Raw genomic sequence first — 17,935 nt, forward strand, 5'->3', positions numbered from 1 at the left:
TCGGCGCAAATGAGCAGTATCGTTAACACCATTGATGCCATTGCCTTCCAGACCAATATCCTGGCGCTCAATGCGTCCGTGGAAGCCGCGCGGGCAGGCGATCAGGGCCGGGGGTTTGCTGTCGTGGCCAACGAAGTACGCCAACTTGCCAGCCGCTCTGCTGCTGCCGCCCAAGAAATCAAAAAGCTGATTGAGAACTCAGGCGCCAAGGTTGCCAATGGCAGTCAGCAAGTGCGTAATACCGGCGAGATAATCAATAGCGTCGTGACCGATATACAGCAACTCAGCACACTGGTACAGGAAATCTCTGCAGCCACTAGTGAGCAGAGTAGCGGTATCGAACAGGTTAACTTGGCGGTCACGCAGATGGATCAGATGACCCAGCAAAATGCGAGCCTGGTACAGGAAAGTAATCACGCAACACAATCGCTGGCACAGCTGAGCACGCAGCTTCGCCAGCGCGTGGCTAATTTCCGTATTAATCAAAGCGTAGTACCGGCCGCCCTACCCTCATCGGCACGTTATGTTACTGAAGAGAGCAACTTCTAGGCCTTAATCATGTTCGGCAGGTTGAGCCCCGCCCGACCCAACGCCTTTTCAAAATGAACAACGCCCTCTTTGCCTTCTGGCTCAGAGGGCGCTTTGCTTATGAGCAACTGCCTTGCCACTATTTTATACCTTACCCTGATTATCCAGCTCGACAGCCTCATGCATCCGACTTAATAGATCGGGCACTGCTGCCTGTACCCGGTTCCAACTGGGGATAAAGGGCCGCTCACGAGGGTTATCCAAAAAGAGATTGCCCGCCTCCAACAGGTTACTGGCAAACATCTCAACCGCCTGCTCTTCACAATGACGGTCCAGACTTAACCCGTTCATGGTGGCGTCATGGTCATAGGCTTCTATCAGATCCAGCGCCAACCGATAATAAGTGGCCTTTAATGTCCGGAAATCTTCGCTACTAAAACTCACGCCCTGGGTAGCCAGCTTACGATACAGTGCCTTGGAAATATCCAGGCTCATTCGATTTAAGCCGCCGCTAGGATCCTGTTCACTGACGGGCTGGTGTTTATGGTCATAGGCATCAGCAATATCTACCTGACAGAGCTGGCGGTGGGCATAGTTACGCTGTAATTCAGACAGCACGCCGATCTCAAGCCCCCAGTCTGCGGGTATCCGAATGCCTTCCAATACCTCACTACGCATAGCGAACTCGCCTGACAGCGGGTAGCGGAAACTATCCAGATAATCCAGGTAAGGCAGTGGCCCGCAAACAATTTTAAGCGCACGCAGTAAAGGAGTTACCAGCAAGCGTGATACCCGGCCATTGAGTTTACCTTCGGCAATCCGGGGGTAGTACCCCTTACAAAAACTATAGTGAAAGCGCGGATTCGCAACCGGGTACATCAAGCGTGCCAAAAGCCCTCGGTCGTAGGTAAGAATATCGCAGTCATGTAGCCCAACCACGGTTGAGCGGTGCGAAGCCAAGACATACCCCCCGCAGTACCAAACGTTACGCCCCTTACCGGGTTCCAGAGCGCCCAGCCCATGGCTTTCAAGCTCTGCGTCCAGCTCGCGCAGACGTGGGCCGTCATTCCATAAAATACGGGTATGCTGTGGCAGGCGTGAAAAAAACTCTCGAGCGTATAAAAACTGGTCGCGGTCAGCCCGGTCCAGGCCAATGACGATTTCATTTAGATAAGGGACTTGGGCCAGTTCATCCACTATGTTGGATAGCGCAGGTCCTTCCAGTTCAGAAAACAGTGACGGCAAGATCAGCCCCATGGGCCGCCGCTTGGCAAACTGGATAAGCTCCTTTTCTAGCGCCTCAACGGGGCGACGCGTGAGGTTATGAAAATCGGTGATCACTCCATTTTGGTGAAAATCACTCATATGCTTCCCTCCCTGGCTTTATTGAGTAATAGCAGCGCCTTGCTTGGCCGCGCTTAACTGACGGCTATCCTGGCCCCACCAGTAAGCTATCCCTTCCGCCCAACCACTTGGCCCGGCGGCTTTCGTTCGATATAACGCTGAGGTATGTGGCGTTACAGGCGTCTTATGCATCCCCTTAATGACGACTGCCTGGTCGACTGCCTCAAGCATCGTTATATCGTTTGGGCCATCGCCCAGGCCTAATGAGAGCGGCGTACACCCTCGTAACGTAGCAAACCGTTTGATCAACCATGTGACAGCGCAGCCCTTATCTGCTGAACGCCCCATTACGTGCCAAAAGCGCCCTCCCTGGGTAAGTTCAAGGCCATCACCTTCAAGGGCGAGGCGAAAGGTATCAATCGATGCGGCGTCATCTTGCCAGACAAGCGGCTCGCTACCTTCGCGTTGCTGTGCCTTCTGAGCGTCCTTTTCGTCCAGGCCTGTCAGTTTAGCCACGTCCTGAATGCTCAGCTCACCCATGCTCGTAAACTTGATGCCCAGACGTTTTCGCCATATCCGTAAACGTGCACGAATAAAGGCAATATCAACCCCCATGTGCTTTATAACCACACCGTCTCCCCCATTGCCAGGGCGGTCTAGGCGCGCATGGCACCAACTAGGCGGCAGGCCAATAATCGCACCGTTTTCGGCGACGAAAGGAGTGGCGGTAAGCCCTAACGCCTCACGCAGAAGCAATAACTCTGCTCGCGTTTTGCTTGTCACCGGGATGACCGGCACCCTTAATTCTTTGAGGCGCGCAAGACTAGGAGCGGCAGGTGAAAAGTCGTAGCTATGGTGGTCAAGCAGTGAGCCATCTAAATCGGTTAGTACCAAACGTGACCGACGCTCTGCGTCAGATATATCGGCTAGCAATGTAGTACTGACATCCTCAGACATACATGGCCTCTTGTTGGCTGGAGAAACTCAGGGTGTTGTCGTTAAGCACTATCGTACACAAGCAGCTTTTAGACCAAAAATAAAAAACTATTTTATTATCAATCTATTAAAAAATAACACTCTGTAATTAAGCTACTTGTCCATAAAATATAGCTGGCTAAAAGCATTATTGTTGTGCGCCTGATACGCATTGAGAAAGATTAAAAAAAGCGTCAAAACCGCCTAGGCGGCCTAAAACTGCTTACTAGAACTTGGAAAAACCTACACTACAGCTATATTCAAACTGTACTCACCGGCACCTTTGTATACCCCCCTCGCCTGATGTCGGTGAGTTGCAATAAGCCAAGCTTTAGGCCCGCCCCCCCGGCGGGCTTTTTTATGCTTTTCATTCAATATGAATGACCACTTCCACTCGCCGGTTACGCGCCCGGCCTTCTGGCGAGCTGTTATCTTCCAGGGGCTGGGTCGCCGCCAAGCCAACAGCCCTCAAGCGTTCAGGAGCAACACCTTCGGCTTCCAACGCCTCTACAATCGCAATTGCCCGAGCGCTGGAGAGTGCCCAATTGGAAGAGAACTCATCGGTACTGATGTTTTGACTATCAGAATGGCCTTCTACCCATACCTCACCTTCGTAGCGCTGTATGGTTTCTAACAGGCTACCTACCAGGGAAGAACCGCCGCTAGTTAACTCTGCCTCTGCTGAAGGGAATAACAGCTGGTCCTGTACCCGCAAACTGATCCCTTCCGCTACACGGGTTACCTCTACACCCTCCAGGTTTGGCAAGTAGGGCGAGGTTTCGACACGCTCGGCTAACGCTTCCTGTATGGCCTCTGCGCTATTAATGGCGTCTACCGATATTTCCTGTACGTTGACCGGGGGATGATCAGTGAGTAACACCATATAGTTCGCTAACGCGGCAGTTGGAGCGCTATTACTCGCAGCTACTAACGGAGTGGGCAAAGCTACCGGAGGAAGCCATATCAAAGGCTCATCAGGGTCTACCGGCGGCGGGCTTTCAAGGCGTGCAAGTGCCAGCAAGGGTGGCGGCGCGTCTGGCAGCGGATTTTGCCTGGGCAAGCCGGCCACTCCCAGCGCTGCACTAACTGCAGAAGGCTCCAAGCCACGGCGCCACTCCTCTAGAACTGGCTGTTGCATCGCACTTTCCATCACCTCGGGAAGCGGCACTTCAAACACAGGACCTGTCTCTTGCGCTATTTCTTCTGACGATGCCTGCTCTGATGATGCTTGAAAAATTTCAGCGTTCGTTGCGCCAGCCGCCGCGATGATAATGACAAAAAGCGCCACCAGCAGTGTCATAATATCGATATAGCTAATCATCCACCCGCTACCGCTCTCATCAGAGGGATAAGCTGACATTAGCGAATCATGGCGCGAGCCGCCGCGGTGATCTTCAAGCATTCGGGTTATCGCTCATTCAAGTTCTCAACCTTATGGCCGATGGTTACTGGGCATGGCAAATCTGAACTAGTCTATCAAAGACCCTATGACGCGATAAGGAACCTCTGGTGCATAGCTGCTTAAGCCGTTTATTTACTACTCAATTATTTCGCTTGGCCAGTATAGGACTTACAGGCTTGCTACTAAGTGGGTGTTTCTACGCCAACACCTCGCAGGCGCCCATTGCCACCACCTATCCCTATACAGAACAGCAGCGCATGCAGGCCGCCCATCACTGGGAAGTGCTAGCCCGCCATGAGGCCAATAATATTTTGCAACGCGAGCGGGTCCGCTTTCGCGATTTGCATATCACCAACTCTGATAATCAGGACCTGCATTTCTATAGCGGCGGCGAGTTTGAGCGTGGCTTTCGCACGCTACTGACGAGCGAACTCGTCTCACGCGGTGCCAATCTGACTACCGTACCGACACCTAATACCGCCAATATACATATCGGTGTAGAAGTGGTCGAACATCGCGACCGCGGCTTTATTCGCCCACCCACAGGCGCTTTTACTGCACTCACAGCGGGCATTGCTGTTGCCACGATTCCCATCAACCGATGGGCAGAACCGGCGCTTGGGTTAATTCCTGCCGCCATCGCCGCTGACGCCGTTAGCGGTAGCTGGACCCATACAGGCAACGAAGAAGTTATTATCACCACACAGATTATTGACGGTGAGCACATTCTTTACTCTTCATCGAATATCTATTACATCAATGCAGGCGACCGCCGCCAATATGCGCCCCACCGCGTTCATCGCGCACCGGTAACCCCCACTGTTTCCATCACTGATACCTGGTAACGCCATGCCTTTGACATCATTTTTTGTACTGCAACCGCGTAAGCTCTTATCCATTAGCCGACTGTTCATCGTTGGGCTTTTACTAATGGCCACAGTGGGCTGCAGTACCATGGGTAATTCAAACAATAAGCAGCGAGAACCTGAGCCTGACCTTTCCGAGCTGGCCCATAGGGCAGCGCAACAGATGATTGCCAGCAATCCAGACCTCACGCGCTATAGCCCCATGATTGCCGCCACCTTTGTAAGCATCGATAACCTAAGCCAATCTTCCACCTTTGGGCGCATCAGCTCTGAGATCATGGCGTCAGCTCTTGCCCAGCAGGGTATGCAGGTACGCGAAGTCAAAATGCGTGACAGCATGTTCATTGAAGAAAGTGTGGGCGAGTTGATTCTCTCTCGGCAGGTGCAGCGCTTGAGCTCACAACATAACGCACGCTCTATCCTGATGGGTACCTATGCTCAAGGGCAGGACTATTTGTACGTAAGCACTCGGGTAGTACGCTCAGGCGATGCCATGGTGTTGGGCAGTGCGGATTTTCGCGTGAAGCTGGACAATAACATGCGTAGCCTACTTGAAGGCCAAGGAGGCTGGTAAACTAGCTGCTTTCGCCGCTTAGCTTAGCGGCATGTTTGCCTGTCAGGAAAATCTTCATGTCCGCCTCAACTGTTTTTAAAAGTGCGATTATTGTTGGCACAAGCCGATTAATTAAACTATTTGCCAATATTACCAAGCTGTTGAGCTATGTTTTTCATGCCGTTTTACCCAACAAGCGGTTTACCTTACCAGAGCGGGCTGCACCGTGGCTTTACCCCAAAGGGGAAGCCACTATTCCACGCATTATCTGGCAGACCAACTTCACCAATAAGGTCACGCTTCCAGTCTACCTCAATTACCTGTTCAACCGGCTGATGGCGCCCCGCTTTGAATACCGCTTTATGATGACAGATGCGCGACGCCAGTTTATTGCAGCCCATTGTGATAACGAAGTACTCACTTGCTATGACCGTTTGCAAATTGGAGCTGCTCAAGCAGATCTTTGGCGATTGATCGTGCTAAACCAACATGGCGGTGTTTATCTGGATATTGATGCCCATGCGATCTGGCCGCTTGCCAGTACCGTGGGTTATGACCGAGATGAGCTTTATGTTGTTACGCGTCAAGGCGATTTCAGCAATTATTTTATTGCCAGTAAACCTAATACCCCCAATCTTGCCAGACTCATTCGTAACGTTTGTGACAATATTGAGATGAATGAATCAACCAATGTATTTGATATTACAGGTCCTGGCGTTTTCAATAAAACGCTGGATAAAACATGTGTGCCTAGCGTCTCTTATCGACATGCGTGTAACCAAGGCAGTTTCACCAACGAGCATTTCCAGTATATCGACAAGCCTGCAGGTAAGTGGACCAAAGAACAGCAAAAAGTTGAAGTAGTGGGACCCAAGTCTTCAACTATTAAGTATTGATAACTTTATTATTAGCTCTTTCTTTTCAAAAGATAGCCATACAATCTTTTCACAACAAAACGCGGGAGGCCCTTTCGGCCTCCCGCGCGTTGCGGCTATCCATAGCCGGAGAACTGTTTCTTTAGTACAGCGCTTATTTATAAACCGGGAAGCGGCCGCAAACTTCTGCCACCTTATCCAACACCTGGGCTTCAATCTCGCTGGTATCTTCGCCTTTAGCCAGCACATCCAGAATGTCACAGATCCAGCCTGCCAGTTGACGGCACTCTTCTTCGCCAAAACCGCGCGTGGTTACCGCGGGCGTCCCGATACGCAGGCCTGATGTGACAAACGGGCTTTGCGGGTCGTTAGGCACAGCATTCTTGTTGACGGTGATATGCGCACGGCCAAGTGCTGCATCGGCATCTTTACCGGTTACGCCCTGCTTGATTAACGAGAGCAGGAACAGGTGGTCTTCGGTGCCGCCGGAGACGATATCAAAGCCGCGGTCCATAAACACGCCCGCCATTACCTTGGCGTTTTTGACGACCTGCTGCTGATAGGCCTTGAACTCAGGTGCCATGGCTTCTTTGAAGCAGATCGCTTTGGCGGCGATCACATGCATCAAGGGGCCGCCCTGGCCACCGGGGAATACGGCGGACTGCAGTTTCTTTTCAATATCAGCATCGTTTTCAGCTGAAAGGATCACGCCACTACGCGGGCCGCGCAGCGTTTTATGGGTGGTTGACGTCACTACATGGGCATGAGGCAAGGGGCTGGGGTAAACGCCAGCAGCGACGAGGCCTGCCACGTGGGCCATATCGACCAGCAGGTAAGCGCCAACTTCATCGGCGATTTCGCGGAACTTGGCCCAGTCAATCACCTGAGAATAGGCCGAGAAACCGGCAATAATCATCTTGGGCTTGTGCTCACGGGCAAGCTCGGCCACCTGGTCATAATCGATCAGGCCTTGCTCGTTCAAACCGTACTGAACCGCATTGTACTGCTTGCCGGAGAAGTTGGGTTTGGCGCCGTGGGTCAGGTGACCACCGGCATCCAAGCTCATGCCCAGAATGGTGTCGCCCGGCTTGACCAGGGCTAAAAATACGGCGCTGTTAGCCTGGGAACCAGAGTGCGGCTGTACGTTTACGTAGGTTGCGCCGAACAGTTCCTTGGCATAGTCAATCGCGAGGTTTTCAGCGATATCGACAAACTCGCAGCCGCCGTAGTAGCGCTTGCCTGGGTAGCCTTCAGCGTATTTATTGGTCAGCTGGCTGCCTTGGGCTTCCATTACGCGCGGGCTTGCGTAGTTTTCGGAAGCAATAAGTTCGATGTGGGCTTCTTGACGGGCCACTTCTTTTTGCATGGCATCAAGCAGCGCATCATCAAATCCGGCAATTGTCATATCGCGGCTGAACATTGGCGGGGAACCTCGTAGATAAGGATCGGTCATGGAAGAAATCAGGCCGCTATCATAACGTAGCCTGAGACGACTTTCATCGCATCCGTATCAGGTAGGCTATGAATGCCGCTCATGATGGATCTGGAAGGAACCGCTGGGCTGAAGATGTCAGCTTCGCCCAGCGATTAATTTAGGCTTCGCCTAATAAACCCAAACTGGCCGCGGGTGCCTGGCGGCGCAGCCCGCGCGAAAGCGCATGGCCAATAACGCCGATCAGTAGCGCGCCTCCTAAAGGCAAGGTCAGCCAAAGCGTAATGTGCAGCCGAGGCGTTAAGTCTAGCCAGTAAATGTAGAGCGCGGCGGTTGCCACTTCGGCGAGTACCGCGCCCATTAAACCGCTGGCAAACCCTAACAGCGCATACTCCGCTCCCTGTATTCGGGAAATCATCCGATTACCCGCACCAAAGACACGTAGCAAGCCGCTTTCATGAGCACGCACCGGCTGGCTGGCCGTCAGGGCGGCATACAACACGCTGATACCAGCAAGCAGTACCAGTAACAATACAAGCTCTATTGCCCGAGTCACTTGCGCCAACACATCGCGCACCTGGCCGAGAATCGCATCCACGTTTAGCAACGATACGCCGGGGAAATCACTGACCAGTTGGCGTATTAGCCCCTGCTCTTCATCAGACAAATGAAACGCGGTGATATAGCTATGGCCAAACTGCTCAAGCACGCCAGGGGGAAAAATTACAAAGAAGTTAGGCTTGAAGCTGTCCCAGTTAAGGCTGCGTAAGCTGGTAATACGCGTGGTTAGCTCGTCGCCGCCTACCGAAAAGGTCATCGTATCGTTGAGGGCCAGCCCTAATCGGCGAGCCAAGCCCTCTTCCACGGAGATAGGTACGATCTCAGCCTGCGGCGTTGCATCCACCGCGCCTAACCAGCCCTGTGGTTCATTCATCGGTGTTTCGCTGGAGAACCATTCACCGGCAACCACCTGATTGCCTTCTGGCAGCTCAGCCTGCCAGGTCAGGTTAAGCTCTCGGCGCAGTGAGCCGTCTCCCCGGGCGTCTTCAGGCACTACATCTCTTGGCGACTGTTCATTTATCGCTGTAATCCGCCCGCGTACCATGGGGTAAAGTGTGCTTTGCGTATCCACACGGGGCGCGACCGCCTGCTCAAAGGCATCGCGCTCCGAAGGTTGAATATTGATCGCAAAGTAATTGGGTGTGTCGTCAGGCAACTGGGCCTGCCAGGTTGACAGAAGATCGCCACGCACCAGTACAATCATTGCCATGGCGAAGAACGTGACCGAAAACGCCAATAGCTGACCGACGCCCGCCTGGCGTCGGCGAGCTAGCTGACGCGCGCCCAAACGAAGTGCCTGTGACCACTCCCCGGTGCCGGTTATTTTTTTGATTCCATGCAGCACGGCGTTCAGAAGAAGCGCACTTACGCCCCACAAGGCACCTAATAGAACGGCTCCGCCCAGCAGCAAGGCAATGGCCAAAGGCAAACTTCCTGAATACAGCCATAAAAGCCCGCCAAATACGATAGCCGCTACCGCTACCACCAGCCAGGCAGCAGGCGGCATGGGATCTAGCTCACGGCGCAACACCTTGAGCGCGCTCACCTGTTTGATGCGCAAAAGCGTAGGGCCTGCAAACCCCACTAACACAGCTAGGGCTGTCAGTATGCCAAGCCATAGAGGCGTCACGCCGGGAGGCGGTAGTGTCATGGGGAAAAAGCTGGCCAATAGGCGTAGCAGAACCGCCTGACCGGCAAGCCCCAGCAATGCACCGATGAAGGACGCTATTAGCGCAAGCCCGATCAGTTGAATACTGAATAGTATGACAAGCTGCTGCTGACTTGCTCCAAAGCAGCGTAGCAGTGCAGCGGTATCCAGATGGCGCTCTACGTAGCGGCGCGCCGACATAGCAACCGCCACACCTGCCAACAGCACGGCAGCAAGCCCGGCAAGCCCCAGGTAGCTATCTGCCCGCTGCAACGCATTGCCCAACTGCGGGCGATCAACACGCACATCGCGTACCTCTACCCCTTCACGGCGCAGCTCGCCGAGCAGTTCCTGCACCTGGTCAAGCGCTTGCGGGGGGCCTGCGGCCAATAGCTCAAACTCAACTCGCGAGCCATCCTGAACAAGCCCCGTCGCCTCCAAATCCGCCGTATTGAGCATCAGGCGAGGATTAAAATTACCAAAGCCGCCGGACTGGTCAGCTTCCCGCTCGACAATACCGGTAATAGTGAGCTCGGTTTGGCCAACCTGCACACGATCACCCAGCTCTATCTCAATCAGTTCCGCCAGGCGCGGGTCTGCCCAGGCTTCCCCCGCAGACGGACCAAACGCTATCTGTTCAGTCCCCTGGCCTAGATCGACGCGGGATACGCCGTAATGAGGATAAACATCATCAACCGCTTTAAGACTTGCGGGCTGAAAACGATCCCCCAGGCTAATCATCGATACCAGACCAACTTGGTCACTAAGCGTAAATCCGGCCTCTTCCAGCGTAGTGCGTAATGCGTCTGAAAAAGGACTGCGCTGTTCCAGCACTAAATCCCCGCCCAGCATTTGTCCTGCCTGACGTTCAAGGCCACGTTCAAGGCGGTCGAGAAAAAAGGCAATCATGGTGGATGCCGCCACTGCCAGCACCAGCGCAACAAAAAGGGCGCGCACATCGGCAGAGCGTAAATCGCGCTTCAGGCTTCTGGCCGCTAGCCGCCAGGGTATATCACTCATTGTCCTCCTCCTGCCGCGTTGAAATCAGAGGAAGCAAAGGGCATGAGTCTGCCTTGGTCCAACTGTAAGCAGCGATCGCAACGACGGGCCAAGGCATGGTCATGGGTTACCAGAATCAGCGTGGTGCCGGCTTCGCGATTTAGGGTAAACAGCAGATCAATAATCTGAGCGCCGGTATCAGCGTCCAGGTTACCTGTCGGTTCATCGGCAAACACTAGCTCAGGATCAGTGACAAAGGCGCGCGCAATGGCTACCCGCTGCTGCTCACCGCCGGAAAGCTGTTTGGGTAGATGGTCGATACGCTCTTCCAGCCCCACTTTTGCCAGCCAGCTTTTGGCCATTTGATCTTCACCTGCCCTCGGTGAGAGCTCCAACGGCAGCAGCACATTCTCCAACGCACTTAAGGTCGGCAACAGCTGAAAATTCTGGAATACAAAGCCTACCCGGCCGGCTCTTAATGCCGCGCGCCCGTCCTCATCCAACCGGCTAAGCGGCTGTCCAAATAGTCTGAGTTCGCCGTCGCTCGGCGTATCCAACCCAGCTAACAGGCCCAGCAAGGTCGACTTCCCCGCCCCGCTTTTGCCTAAAATGGCGACGCTTTCCCCGGCTGCTACGCTTAATGAAAGTTCGTGTAGTATTGTTAGCGTTCGCTCACCGCTAGTCACTTTTTTGCTCAGCCTTTCAGCATGTAGTACAGGCCGACTGGAAGGCATAGAAGGAACCTTGTCATTGGCTATACGGTCCGTGTTGGGCTGGCTGGCCGTTTGTGATGACGTACCGGCGGTAGAAGACTGTGCAGCTTTATCTGAGGAGTAAGGCATGAAGCGAAGCATCCCTGTGACATGGCAAAAACTTAACCGCATGGTAACCGGCTATCTGGTGGTTCTGATAGTCACCTTAAGCGCCCCAACTATCAACGCAAACGAGCGCCCCACCCTGCTCATTATGGGCGATAGCCTAAGCGCCGCCTACGGTATCGAGCGCGAACAGGGCTGGGTAACGCTCTTGGAAGAGCGCCTGGGCAATCAGGCAAACGTAGTGAACGCCAGCATCAGCGGCGAGACGACTTCCGGCGGCTTACAGCGCTTTAGCGATATTCTAGACAAGCAGCAGCCCGATATCGTCCTCCTTGAGCTGGGCGGTAACGATGGCCTGCGCGGGCTGGCACCCAATCAAATGCGCACCAACCTGGCCGATATGATCGAGCAAAGCCAAGAAGCCGATGCTCAGGTATTGCTGTTGGGAATTGATATTCCACCCAACTACGGCCAAGCCTACCGGGATGCCTTTACCGGCGTCTATTACTCGCTGGCAGAGGAGTATGACGTGCCACTTGTTCCTTTTTTACTGGAAGGCATAGCGCTTAACGAACAGCTCATGCAAAGCGATGGAATTCACCCCACCGCCGAGGCACAGGCGATTATTTTAGATAACGTATGGCCTGAGCTTGAACCTCTGCTGGGCAGTGACTATCAGGCATCGATAGACTGAGAGCATTTAGCAGCGCCCCGCTTAGGGGCGCATGTCATTGGCCATATGGGCAAGCAGTAGAAGCGTTGCCGAGAAGTAGTCATCCTCAGGGGATGGCATAGCGTTAGGTAAGGTCTCGCCGCTTGAAAACGCTCTGATTGCATCAACGCCTCGTGAAATAGCGTACTCAGCACGCTCACCGCTAACTACATCAATCCAGGCTGAGGCTGGCTGATGGGCTGGATCATTCCAAAATGCGGTGATACTACCTACACCACTGGCGTCGTCACGCCCGCCCCATACGAAATAAAGCGGAATACGTACGGCATCAAAGCTGAATCGAGGCGGCCAATTGGCAGCAGGCGTTACGTTTCCCTGCTGATTGATCTCGACCCAGTCAGTAGGCAATAAATAAGCCCCAAAACGTGCTTTATCCAGCAAAGTAACGCCATCATCAATCAACTGTTGCCACGGCTCATCGGGCTCCAATTCAGCGAAGTCACGTAATGCGGGTATAAACCAGTAAGAGAGGTTGATGTCAGCCTCATTGGTACGCCGAAATCCCTCTACCCCAGGTAGCAATAGCTGATAACCGGCGACCTCAGTAGTCAGGTTCTCAACAATAGCACCTCGAATACTTCGCGAGGCGCTGGCATAGTTGGCATCATTCCAACGTTCTGCAGCTAAATGCAGCGCCCATGCAATAAACAAGTCGCCATCGGTCGCGTTATTGAGGTCGCGCACATGAGGCTTATCGTTTGGATCATATCGCCACGAAAACAGTGACATATCGCGTCGGCCAAGGTGACGACGGGTCCACTGCCATAGTTCTTCAAATGTTTCTTGATCATTGTAGTGCTGGGCTAGCATCATCCCCCACCCTTGGCCTTCCGAATGACTAATATTACGGTTGCCTGTATCAATCACTCGGCCATCACCACTAACAAAGCGTTCACGATAAGCATCCCAGGCCGGATCAGCCTGAGCAGAACAAGCACTTAGCAAAATACATAAGGCCAATCCGGCCCCCCATACTGCTCGGCTCAGCATGTTCAGTAAACTCCTTGATAAAGCAGCTTTTAAAGGCAAGGCACTGCTAATGCTAACGACCATAAAGGAAAGTACACTCGCGCTGCTCTACACGGCGACTTATGCACGCTATCGGTACATCCACTTCCCCCCCTTGCTGCTGCAACCACGTTTTATAAAGCTCTTCCAGCACCATTGACATGGCCAACAGGCTAGCTTCAATACGTTCAGGCGATGACCCTGGCACCGGGCAAGCGATATGGCAAATGCGCATTTTTTGATTATCGGCTGCGATAGTGACATACCCCCAGTCCAGTTGACTGAGTATGTCATTAATCACTTTTTCAAGATGCTCTAATGTATCGCACTCGCCAATGGGCAGCTCAGCCGCTATTCGACCGCCAATATGACGTAAAAATCCTGAGGCCCCTTCTTGGCCAGCGCTACTTAAGAGCTCATCAAAAACCAGCTCTAGAAAAAGACTCCACTGGCGGCTACAGTGCCGGTTGGCGTAATACGCCACATGCTGAATATGATTATCTGGCTCGCTCACCGCTCTCTCCAAAGGTGTAGTTCATAAATACGCTGGCGGATGTGTCGTTATAATCACCAAAACTATTGAAATCTACGCGACCACCGAGTGAGAGATCGGGAGTCATCCGATACTCCATGGCACCACCCAATGAAAGCCCTACACCGCTCTCGCTTTCCCCCGCATAGCGTGAGGCTGGTGTGGCCCCTAATGCTGCAAATACATCTAGCAGTGCCTGAGACTCTGGGTCGGTGGGGAAGTAATCACTGTCGTCTGTGCTATAGCTTTGAAAGCCAGGGGCTAGGTACCCGCCGATGGTCAATTGATCACTAATATTTTCACGGTAGTTGATCGGGAAGGCGACGCTCACATAATCCTGAGGACTGAAATAACCGCCATGGCCATACGTAAAGTGGCTTAGGTCATCATCAAATGCCATCGCTGAAATATGTACGCCGGTTTGCAACTGACGGCGTTCATTATTGATCGGTCGCGCATATCCTCCCAGCGACAAGTCATAGGACTGGTTATCCGCAACGTTATGCCCGGTATAACGATAAGCGCCAATGTCGGCATAAAGGCCACCAGCATCGGTATCATAATTAACCCCCGCGCGGCCGCCGGTGCGTACCACGCCACCCCACGAGTCCCCACTGTAAGTATCGTAGGCACCTGCATAAGACAGAACGCTATCTTTGATAGCTCGGCGTTCAGCGGTAAAGGATAACGAGGTATTTTCACTAATCTGTGGGCGCCAGTTAATGCCGCCCACCATGTTAGTTTCTTCAAACTCTAAAGGGGTGCTACCGATATCAAGGGAAACATCCTCGTTCTCGTAGCTAAGTGCTAAACCAGTTCCACTGTCCCGCAAACTGTCAGGGCTTGCTGCCCGCGCAGTGGCCTGTAGACGCCCTTGAATCCCGGCCAGCGCTTGCTCAATCTGCTGGCGACTTTCCACAAATGCCGCGGGTGAGGAGCCATCCAGACCCAGCGAATCAAAATCAACGCTGCTTTCCGCCAGGAACCGATTAAACAAGTCACGCTGCTCTTGCGTTAGATCATCAACGGTCAAGCCTGCCTCATACAGCGGATTACGTGCCAGGGCACTTTCATAAAAGCGTCTCGCTTCCTCAAGCTCTGCTGTCAGGCGAATTTCTTCTTGTTCATTAGGGGCGGCCTGTAAACGGTTCAAGGCGGCAAAGTAGCCATCTACATTGGACTGAATATTATCCAATATGGCAGTTACGCCCCCTAATGACTGATTCAACACTGCCGCACTTTCCGCCAGCCCGCTACGTCCAAAGCGGCGCAAGGCATCGCCTTCTGGCGTGCCTGATGATACAAGCGTAGGTGTTACCTCCACTTCAAAACGGCCTTCCCCATACGGTATAAAGGAAAAACCGATCGGTGCTTCGATGCGGTCCTGTTGACTTAAGCCACTTTCTCCATCGCGTAAATTAAAGACAAATTCTGTAGTTACCTTCGGCGCCCGTTCGCGACGTATCTCTTTTGCCAGTTCGTCAATTCGCTGTGCAGTGGTCGGTGGTGTATTGGCTGGCTCAGAAGCGAATATTGTTCCCACCTCACGCGTAGTTCCTGGCAACCAATTAGGACGCTGCGTGGCAGTGGTAGCGCTAGCGCGCGTACGGTCAGTAAACGGGTTATTGCCTTGAGCAAGCGTGAGCGCTCCATCTTCTGCTGTTCCCAGGAGCTGTCGTGCCTGGCTCAACAGCGTCAAGGCTTCGCGGCTGTTTCCATTAGCCCGGGCGACTTGAGCACGGAGCAGCCACATATCGGCTGTGGGCTGCTCTGGTGAGTAACGATTCAGCAGTTGGCTCGCCTGGCGTGGTCGGTTATTAGACAACGCGCTTTGGACAGCACCTTTCAACGCCTGCTGGCTATCAGGATGACGGGTCAGCGTATAGGTATAAATCTGTTCCGCTTGTGCCTGGCGGTCACCATCTTCGTATAAGCGCGCCATGGCTAATAACAGACCTTCATCGTCAGGCGTCTGTCGAAGGGACTCGGCAAGCCGATCATAAGCACTGGCTAGCCGCCCGCTTTGACGTAATTGGTCCGCCTCTATAATGGCAAGACCACGCTCTACGCCTACCGCATCCCGGTCTTCTCGCCATTGAGAAGAAGCAGTTAAGCGGTCAAGCAATTGGCGAGCGGCAGCAGGCCTGCCTGCCTGAGCCATCACTAACACATGGTTGATATAGCTGTTGGGCGTTTGTTCATCAAAGCCGCGAGCCATATCCCGCTCCACCCAGCGCAAGGCTTCATCATTAGCCCCTGCTTGCGATAAAGCGCTAGCAATTTGACTCACCTGAGAGGGCGTTAGGTCAGAATCGCCATAGCGCTGGTATAGTTGCTGCAAGGAGCTAATGGCGACAGTACGATTGCCTTGCTCCAGCTGTGCAAGCGCTTGGGTTAAAGGCTGCTGGATTTGCGCCTGCTGCTGAAGCGAGCTCATTTCCGCTGTCAGGTTAGCGGACGGAATGCTGGATAATAACCGCAGAGTATCCGTCCAGCGGTCTTGTTCTGATGCAAACAGCGCCGCGGCATAGCGCTGTTCAGGCGTTGCGTTCGTACCCGAAAATGATGCCATTAACGCCTGGGCTTCATCAGGTCGGGACTGTTCTACCAATAGCCGCGCCAGATCAAGACGTGCCCACGGATTGTTAGGCTCCAATTCCAATGCCTGACGCAGATTAACTTCCGCGCCAACGTTATCCTGCTGACGTGCCTGGGCACGTAACGCTTCTACCTGCGTACTGGTCAAACCGCTGATCTGGGAACGAGCGCCGTCTGGCAGCGTTTGAGCAATTTGTTGCGCTTCTGACCAGTTGCCCTTTTCAGACAGCACTTGCACCAGCCTCACTCGCGCTTCCACATCATTTTGACGACTTTCCAGAAGCGCACGATACGCTTGCTCGGCAGCATCCAACCTACGCTGGCGGCGCAGGATATCGGCTTCCAGCAGGCGAGCAGCCCGTCCGGCGTCACCGCTTTGCTGGGTCAGGGGTCTTACTTGCGTGAGCGCTTGCTCAAGATTGTTAGCTTGGGCTAGACGTCGCGCCGCGCCTAATCGCGCATAAAAAGACGCGCTTTGATACGCAGCACTCCACTGCTCACGCTGCTCAGGCGCCTGGTCCATCGCTTCTGCCAATAGATCCCTGGCTTGGGCAAACTGCTGGCGGCGCAGTAGCAGTAGGCCTAATCCTGCCTTAGCTTCAGCATCTTGCGGGTTTTCCTCCAACGCCTGGCGGAATGCTTGTTCGGCGTTACCTAGCTGGCCTGCTTCCAGAGCGGTAAACCCGGAGGCACGTGTATTCTGAACCGTGGATTGCTCAAAGCGGGCGGCAACATCGCGATCTTCCGAGTTCGCTTGGAGATAAGCTTGGTAAAGTGCCTCATCAGCGGGCGTCGCATCCAGCCAAAGCAGGGCTTGGCGCCAAGAGTTTCGGGCATTAGCCGCTTGCGGCCCGCCACGCTGGCTCAGCTGCGCCAAGCGCTCAATACCCTCTCGTCGTGTACCTTCACGATAGGTCAGCACCTCTCCCAAAGCGCGCGTTAACGCTGCATCTTGAGGAGCATTATTAGCCAGTTGCCGCAATCCATCACGTGCCTGACGCCAATGCTCATCACTGCCGCCCGCCAGTGTTTGATAATACTCAATAGCAAGACTTCGTGGCGGTGTAGCCCCCTCAAATAATTCGCGATAAGCAGCTGCCGACTCTTCATAACGGTTGGCATTTGCTAATTGACGTGCGCGGTTAAGCTGCTCGACATTTAGAGTTTGCCCCTGCCTTAGTTGATCAAGCTCAGTTAAATAGGGACTATTCGGCGCGGCCTGCTCCAGGCGACTTACCCACTGATCGGCATCTGACGCTTGATTGTCATTCAGGGCCTGGCGCGCCAGACGATAGAGCACTTCCGGATCATTTGGGCGCCCGGCCAGATAGCGTTCGAGCGTTTGTCTGGCTAAATCAGGACGCTGGTTTTGCTGCCAGAAATCGGCTTGGTTCAGTAACGTTTCCAAAGCATTTTGAGCACCATTCTGTTGAACGCCGTTTTGTAGAGAATTATCTTGTAAGGATCCCTCTTGTGCCCATGCCGTTATACAGGGGGCATAACATGCCATCGCGCTCAATAGTAAGCGCTTTGTCAGTTTTTTAGGGGCAGTGATAGGTCGGTG

The 17,935-nt window shown here is 53.5% G+C and carries 14 protein-coding genes; 5 read left to right on the forward strand and 9 right to left on the reverse strand.

What is annotated here, in order from left to right:
• On the forward strand, window positions 1-549 hold a 549-nt coding region (locus ELY25_RS05025; protein ID WP_236995649.1), incomplete at its 5' end, for a methyl-accepting chemotaxis protein.
• 123 nt (window positions 550-672) lie between these two features.
• Here ELY25_RS05025 and ELY25_RS05030 read toward each other — a convergent pair.
• The 3 genes from ELY25_RS05030 to ELY25_RS05040 form a co-directional block, all read right to left on the reverse strand.
• Window positions 673-1,893 (reverse strand): glycosyltransferase family protein, encoded by a 1,221-nt coding sequence (locus ELY25_RS05030; protein ID WP_126950199.1) that lies wholly within the window; start codon window positions 1,891-1,893, stop codon window positions 673-675.
• Window positions 1,894-1,911: 18 nt separating this feature from the next.
• Window positions 1,912-2,829: an HAD-IIB family hydrolase gene (locus ELY25_RS05035; RefSeq protein ID WP_126950200.1), complete on the reverse strand. Its 918-nt coding sequence runs from the start codon at window positions 2,827-2,829 to the stop codon at window positions 1,912-1,914.
• A 385-nt stretch (window positions 2,830-3,214) separates the two neighbouring features.
• Window positions 3,215-4,249 (reverse strand): OmpA family protein, encoded by a 1,035-nt coding sequence (locus tag ELY25_RS05040; RefSeq protein WP_126950201.1) that lies wholly within the window; start codon window positions 4,247-4,249, stop codon window positions 3,215-3,217.
• Between the two features lie 107 nt (window positions 4,250-4,356).
• On the opposite strand from ELY25_RS05040, the gene ELY25_RS05045 reads away from it, so the two are divergent.
• Genes ELY25_RS05045 through ELY25_RS05055 form a run of 3 tightly spaced genes read left to right on the forward strand, consistent with a single transcriptional unit; the run spans window position 4,357 to window position 6,564 of the window.
• Window positions 4,357-5,094 (forward strand): hypothetical protein, encoded by a 738-nt coding sequence (locus ELY25_RS05045; protein ID WP_126950202.1) that lies wholly within the window; start codon window positions 4,357-4,359, stop codon window positions 5,092-5,094.
• A gap of 4 nt (window positions 5,095-5,098) precedes the next feature.
• The gene (locus ELY25_RS05050) at window positions 5,099-5,689 is read left to right on the forward strand and encodes a FlgO family outer membrane protein (protein ID WP_126950203.1); all 591 of its coding nucleotides are present in this window, start codon (window positions 5,099-5,101) and stop codon (window positions 5,687-5,689) included.
• A gap of 56 nt (window positions 5,690-5,745) precedes the next feature.
• On the forward strand, window positions 5,746-6,564 hold the full coding sequence (locus ELY25_RS05055; RefSeq protein ID WP_126950204.1) for a glycosyltransferase family 32 protein: 819 nt from the start codon (window positions 5,746-5,748) through the stop codon (window positions 6,562-6,564).
• 133 nt (window positions 6,565-6,697) lie between these two features.
• On the opposite strand, the gene glyA is transcribed toward ELY25_RS05055, so the two are convergent.
• From glyA to ELY25_RS05070, 3 genes are all read right to left on the reverse strand, one after another.
• A complete protein-coding gene (gene glyA / locus ELY25_RS05060) occupies window positions 6,698-7,963 on the reverse strand; it encodes a serine hydroxymethyltransferase (protein ID WP_126950205.1) in 1,266 nt (421 codons plus the stop codon).
• Window positions 7,964-8,135: 172 nt separating this feature from the next.
• Window positions 8,136-10,703, reverse strand: coding sequence for an ABC transporter permease (locus ELY25_RS05065; protein WP_126950206.1), 2,568 nt, complete (start codon window positions 10,701-10,703; stop codon window positions 8,136-8,138).
• On the reverse strand, window positions 10,700-11,416 hold the full coding sequence (locus ELY25_RS05070) for an ABC transporter ATP-binding protein (RefSeq protein ID WP_126950816.1): 717 nt from the start codon (window positions 11,414-11,416) through the stop codon (window positions 10,700-10,702). Before ELY25_RS05070 ends, ELY25_RS05065 begins: the two co-directional genes overlap by 4 nt.
• A gap of 106 nt (window positions 11,417-11,522) precedes the next feature.
• Between ELY25_RS05070 and ELY25_RS05075 the strand changes: the two genes are divergently transcribed.
• Window positions 11,523-12,194, forward strand: coding sequence for an arylesterase (locus ELY25_RS05075; protein WP_126950207.1), 672 nt, complete (start codon window positions 11,523-11,525; stop codon window positions 12,192-12,194).
• Between the two features lie 21 nt (window positions 12,195-12,215).
• On the opposite strand, the gene ELY25_RS05080 is transcribed toward ELY25_RS05075, so the two are convergent.
• Genes ELY25_RS05080 through ELY25_RS05090 form a run of 3 tightly spaced genes read right to left on the reverse strand, consistent with a single transcriptional unit; the run spans window position 12,216 to window position 17,779 of the window.
• Window positions 12,216-13,223, reverse strand: coding sequence for a family 8 glycosyl hydrolase (locus ELY25_RS05080; RefSeq protein WP_185856212.1), 1,008 nt, complete (start codon window positions 13,221-13,223; stop codon window positions 12,216-12,218).
• A gap of 52 nt (window positions 13,224-13,275) precedes the next feature.
• Window positions 13,276-13,755: a cellulose biosynthesis protein BcsD gene (gene bcsD / locus ELY25_RS05085; protein WP_185856214.1), complete on the reverse strand. Its 480-nt coding sequence runs from the start codon at window positions 13,753-13,755 to the stop codon at window positions 13,276-13,278.
• Window positions 13,739-17,779 (reverse strand): cellulose biosynthesis protein BcsC, encoded by a 4,041-nt coding sequence (locus ELY25_RS05090; RefSeq protein ID WP_185856216.1) that lies wholly within the window; start codon window positions 17,777-17,779, stop codon window positions 13,739-13,741. Before ELY25_RS05090 ends, bcsD begins: the two co-directional genes overlap by 17 nt.
• Window positions 17,780-17,935: the final 156 nt, after the last annotated feature.

Origin of the sequence: Vreelandella populi (genome assembly GCF_003989825.1) — a bacterium.
GTDB classification, from domain to species: domain Bacteria; phylum Pseudomonadota; class Gammaproteobacteria; order Pseudomonadales; family Halomonadaceae; genus Vreelandella; species Vreelandella populi.

Coding starts and splice junctions, on each gene's coding strand:
- ELY25_RS05065 (WP_126950206.1), bottom strand. CDS start 10,703: ATGAGTGATATACCCTGGCGGCTAGCGGCCAGAAGCCTGAAGCGCGAT.
- ELY25_RS05075 (WP_126950207.1), top strand. CDS start 11,523: ATGAAGCGAAGCATCCCTGTGACATGGCAAAAACTTAACCGCATGGTA.
- ELY25_RS05035 (WP_126950200.1), bottom strand. CDS start 2,829: ATGTCTGAGGATGTCAGTACTACATTGCTAGCCGATATATCTGACGCA.
- ELY25_RS05070 (WP_126950816.1), bottom strand. CDS start 11,416: ATGCCTTCCAGTCGGCCTGTACTACATGCTGAAAGGCTGAGCAAAAAA.
- ELY25_RS05030 (WP_126950199.1), bottom strand. CDS start 1,893: ATGAGTGATTTTCACCAAAATGGAGTGATCACCGATTTTCATAACCTC.
- ELY25_RS05040 (WP_126950201.1), bottom strand. CDS start 4,249: ATGCTTGAAGATCACCGCGGCGGCTCGCGCCATGATTCGCTAATGTCA.
- ELY25_RS05080 (WP_185856212.1), bottom strand. CDS start 13,223: ATGCTGAGCCGAGCAGTATGGGGGGCCGGATTGGCCTTATGTATTTTG.
- ELY25_RS05055 (WP_126950204.1), top strand. CDS start 5,746: ATGTCCGCCTCAACTGTTTTTAAAAGTGCGATTATTGTTGGCACAAGC.
- ELY25_RS05050 (WP_126950203.1), top strand. CDS start 5,099: ATGCCTTTGACATCATTTTTTGTACTGCAACCGCGTAAGCTCTTATCC.
- glyA (WP_126950205.1), bottom strand. CDS start 7,963: ATGTTCAGCCGCGATATGACAATTGCCGGATTTGATGATGCGCTGCTT.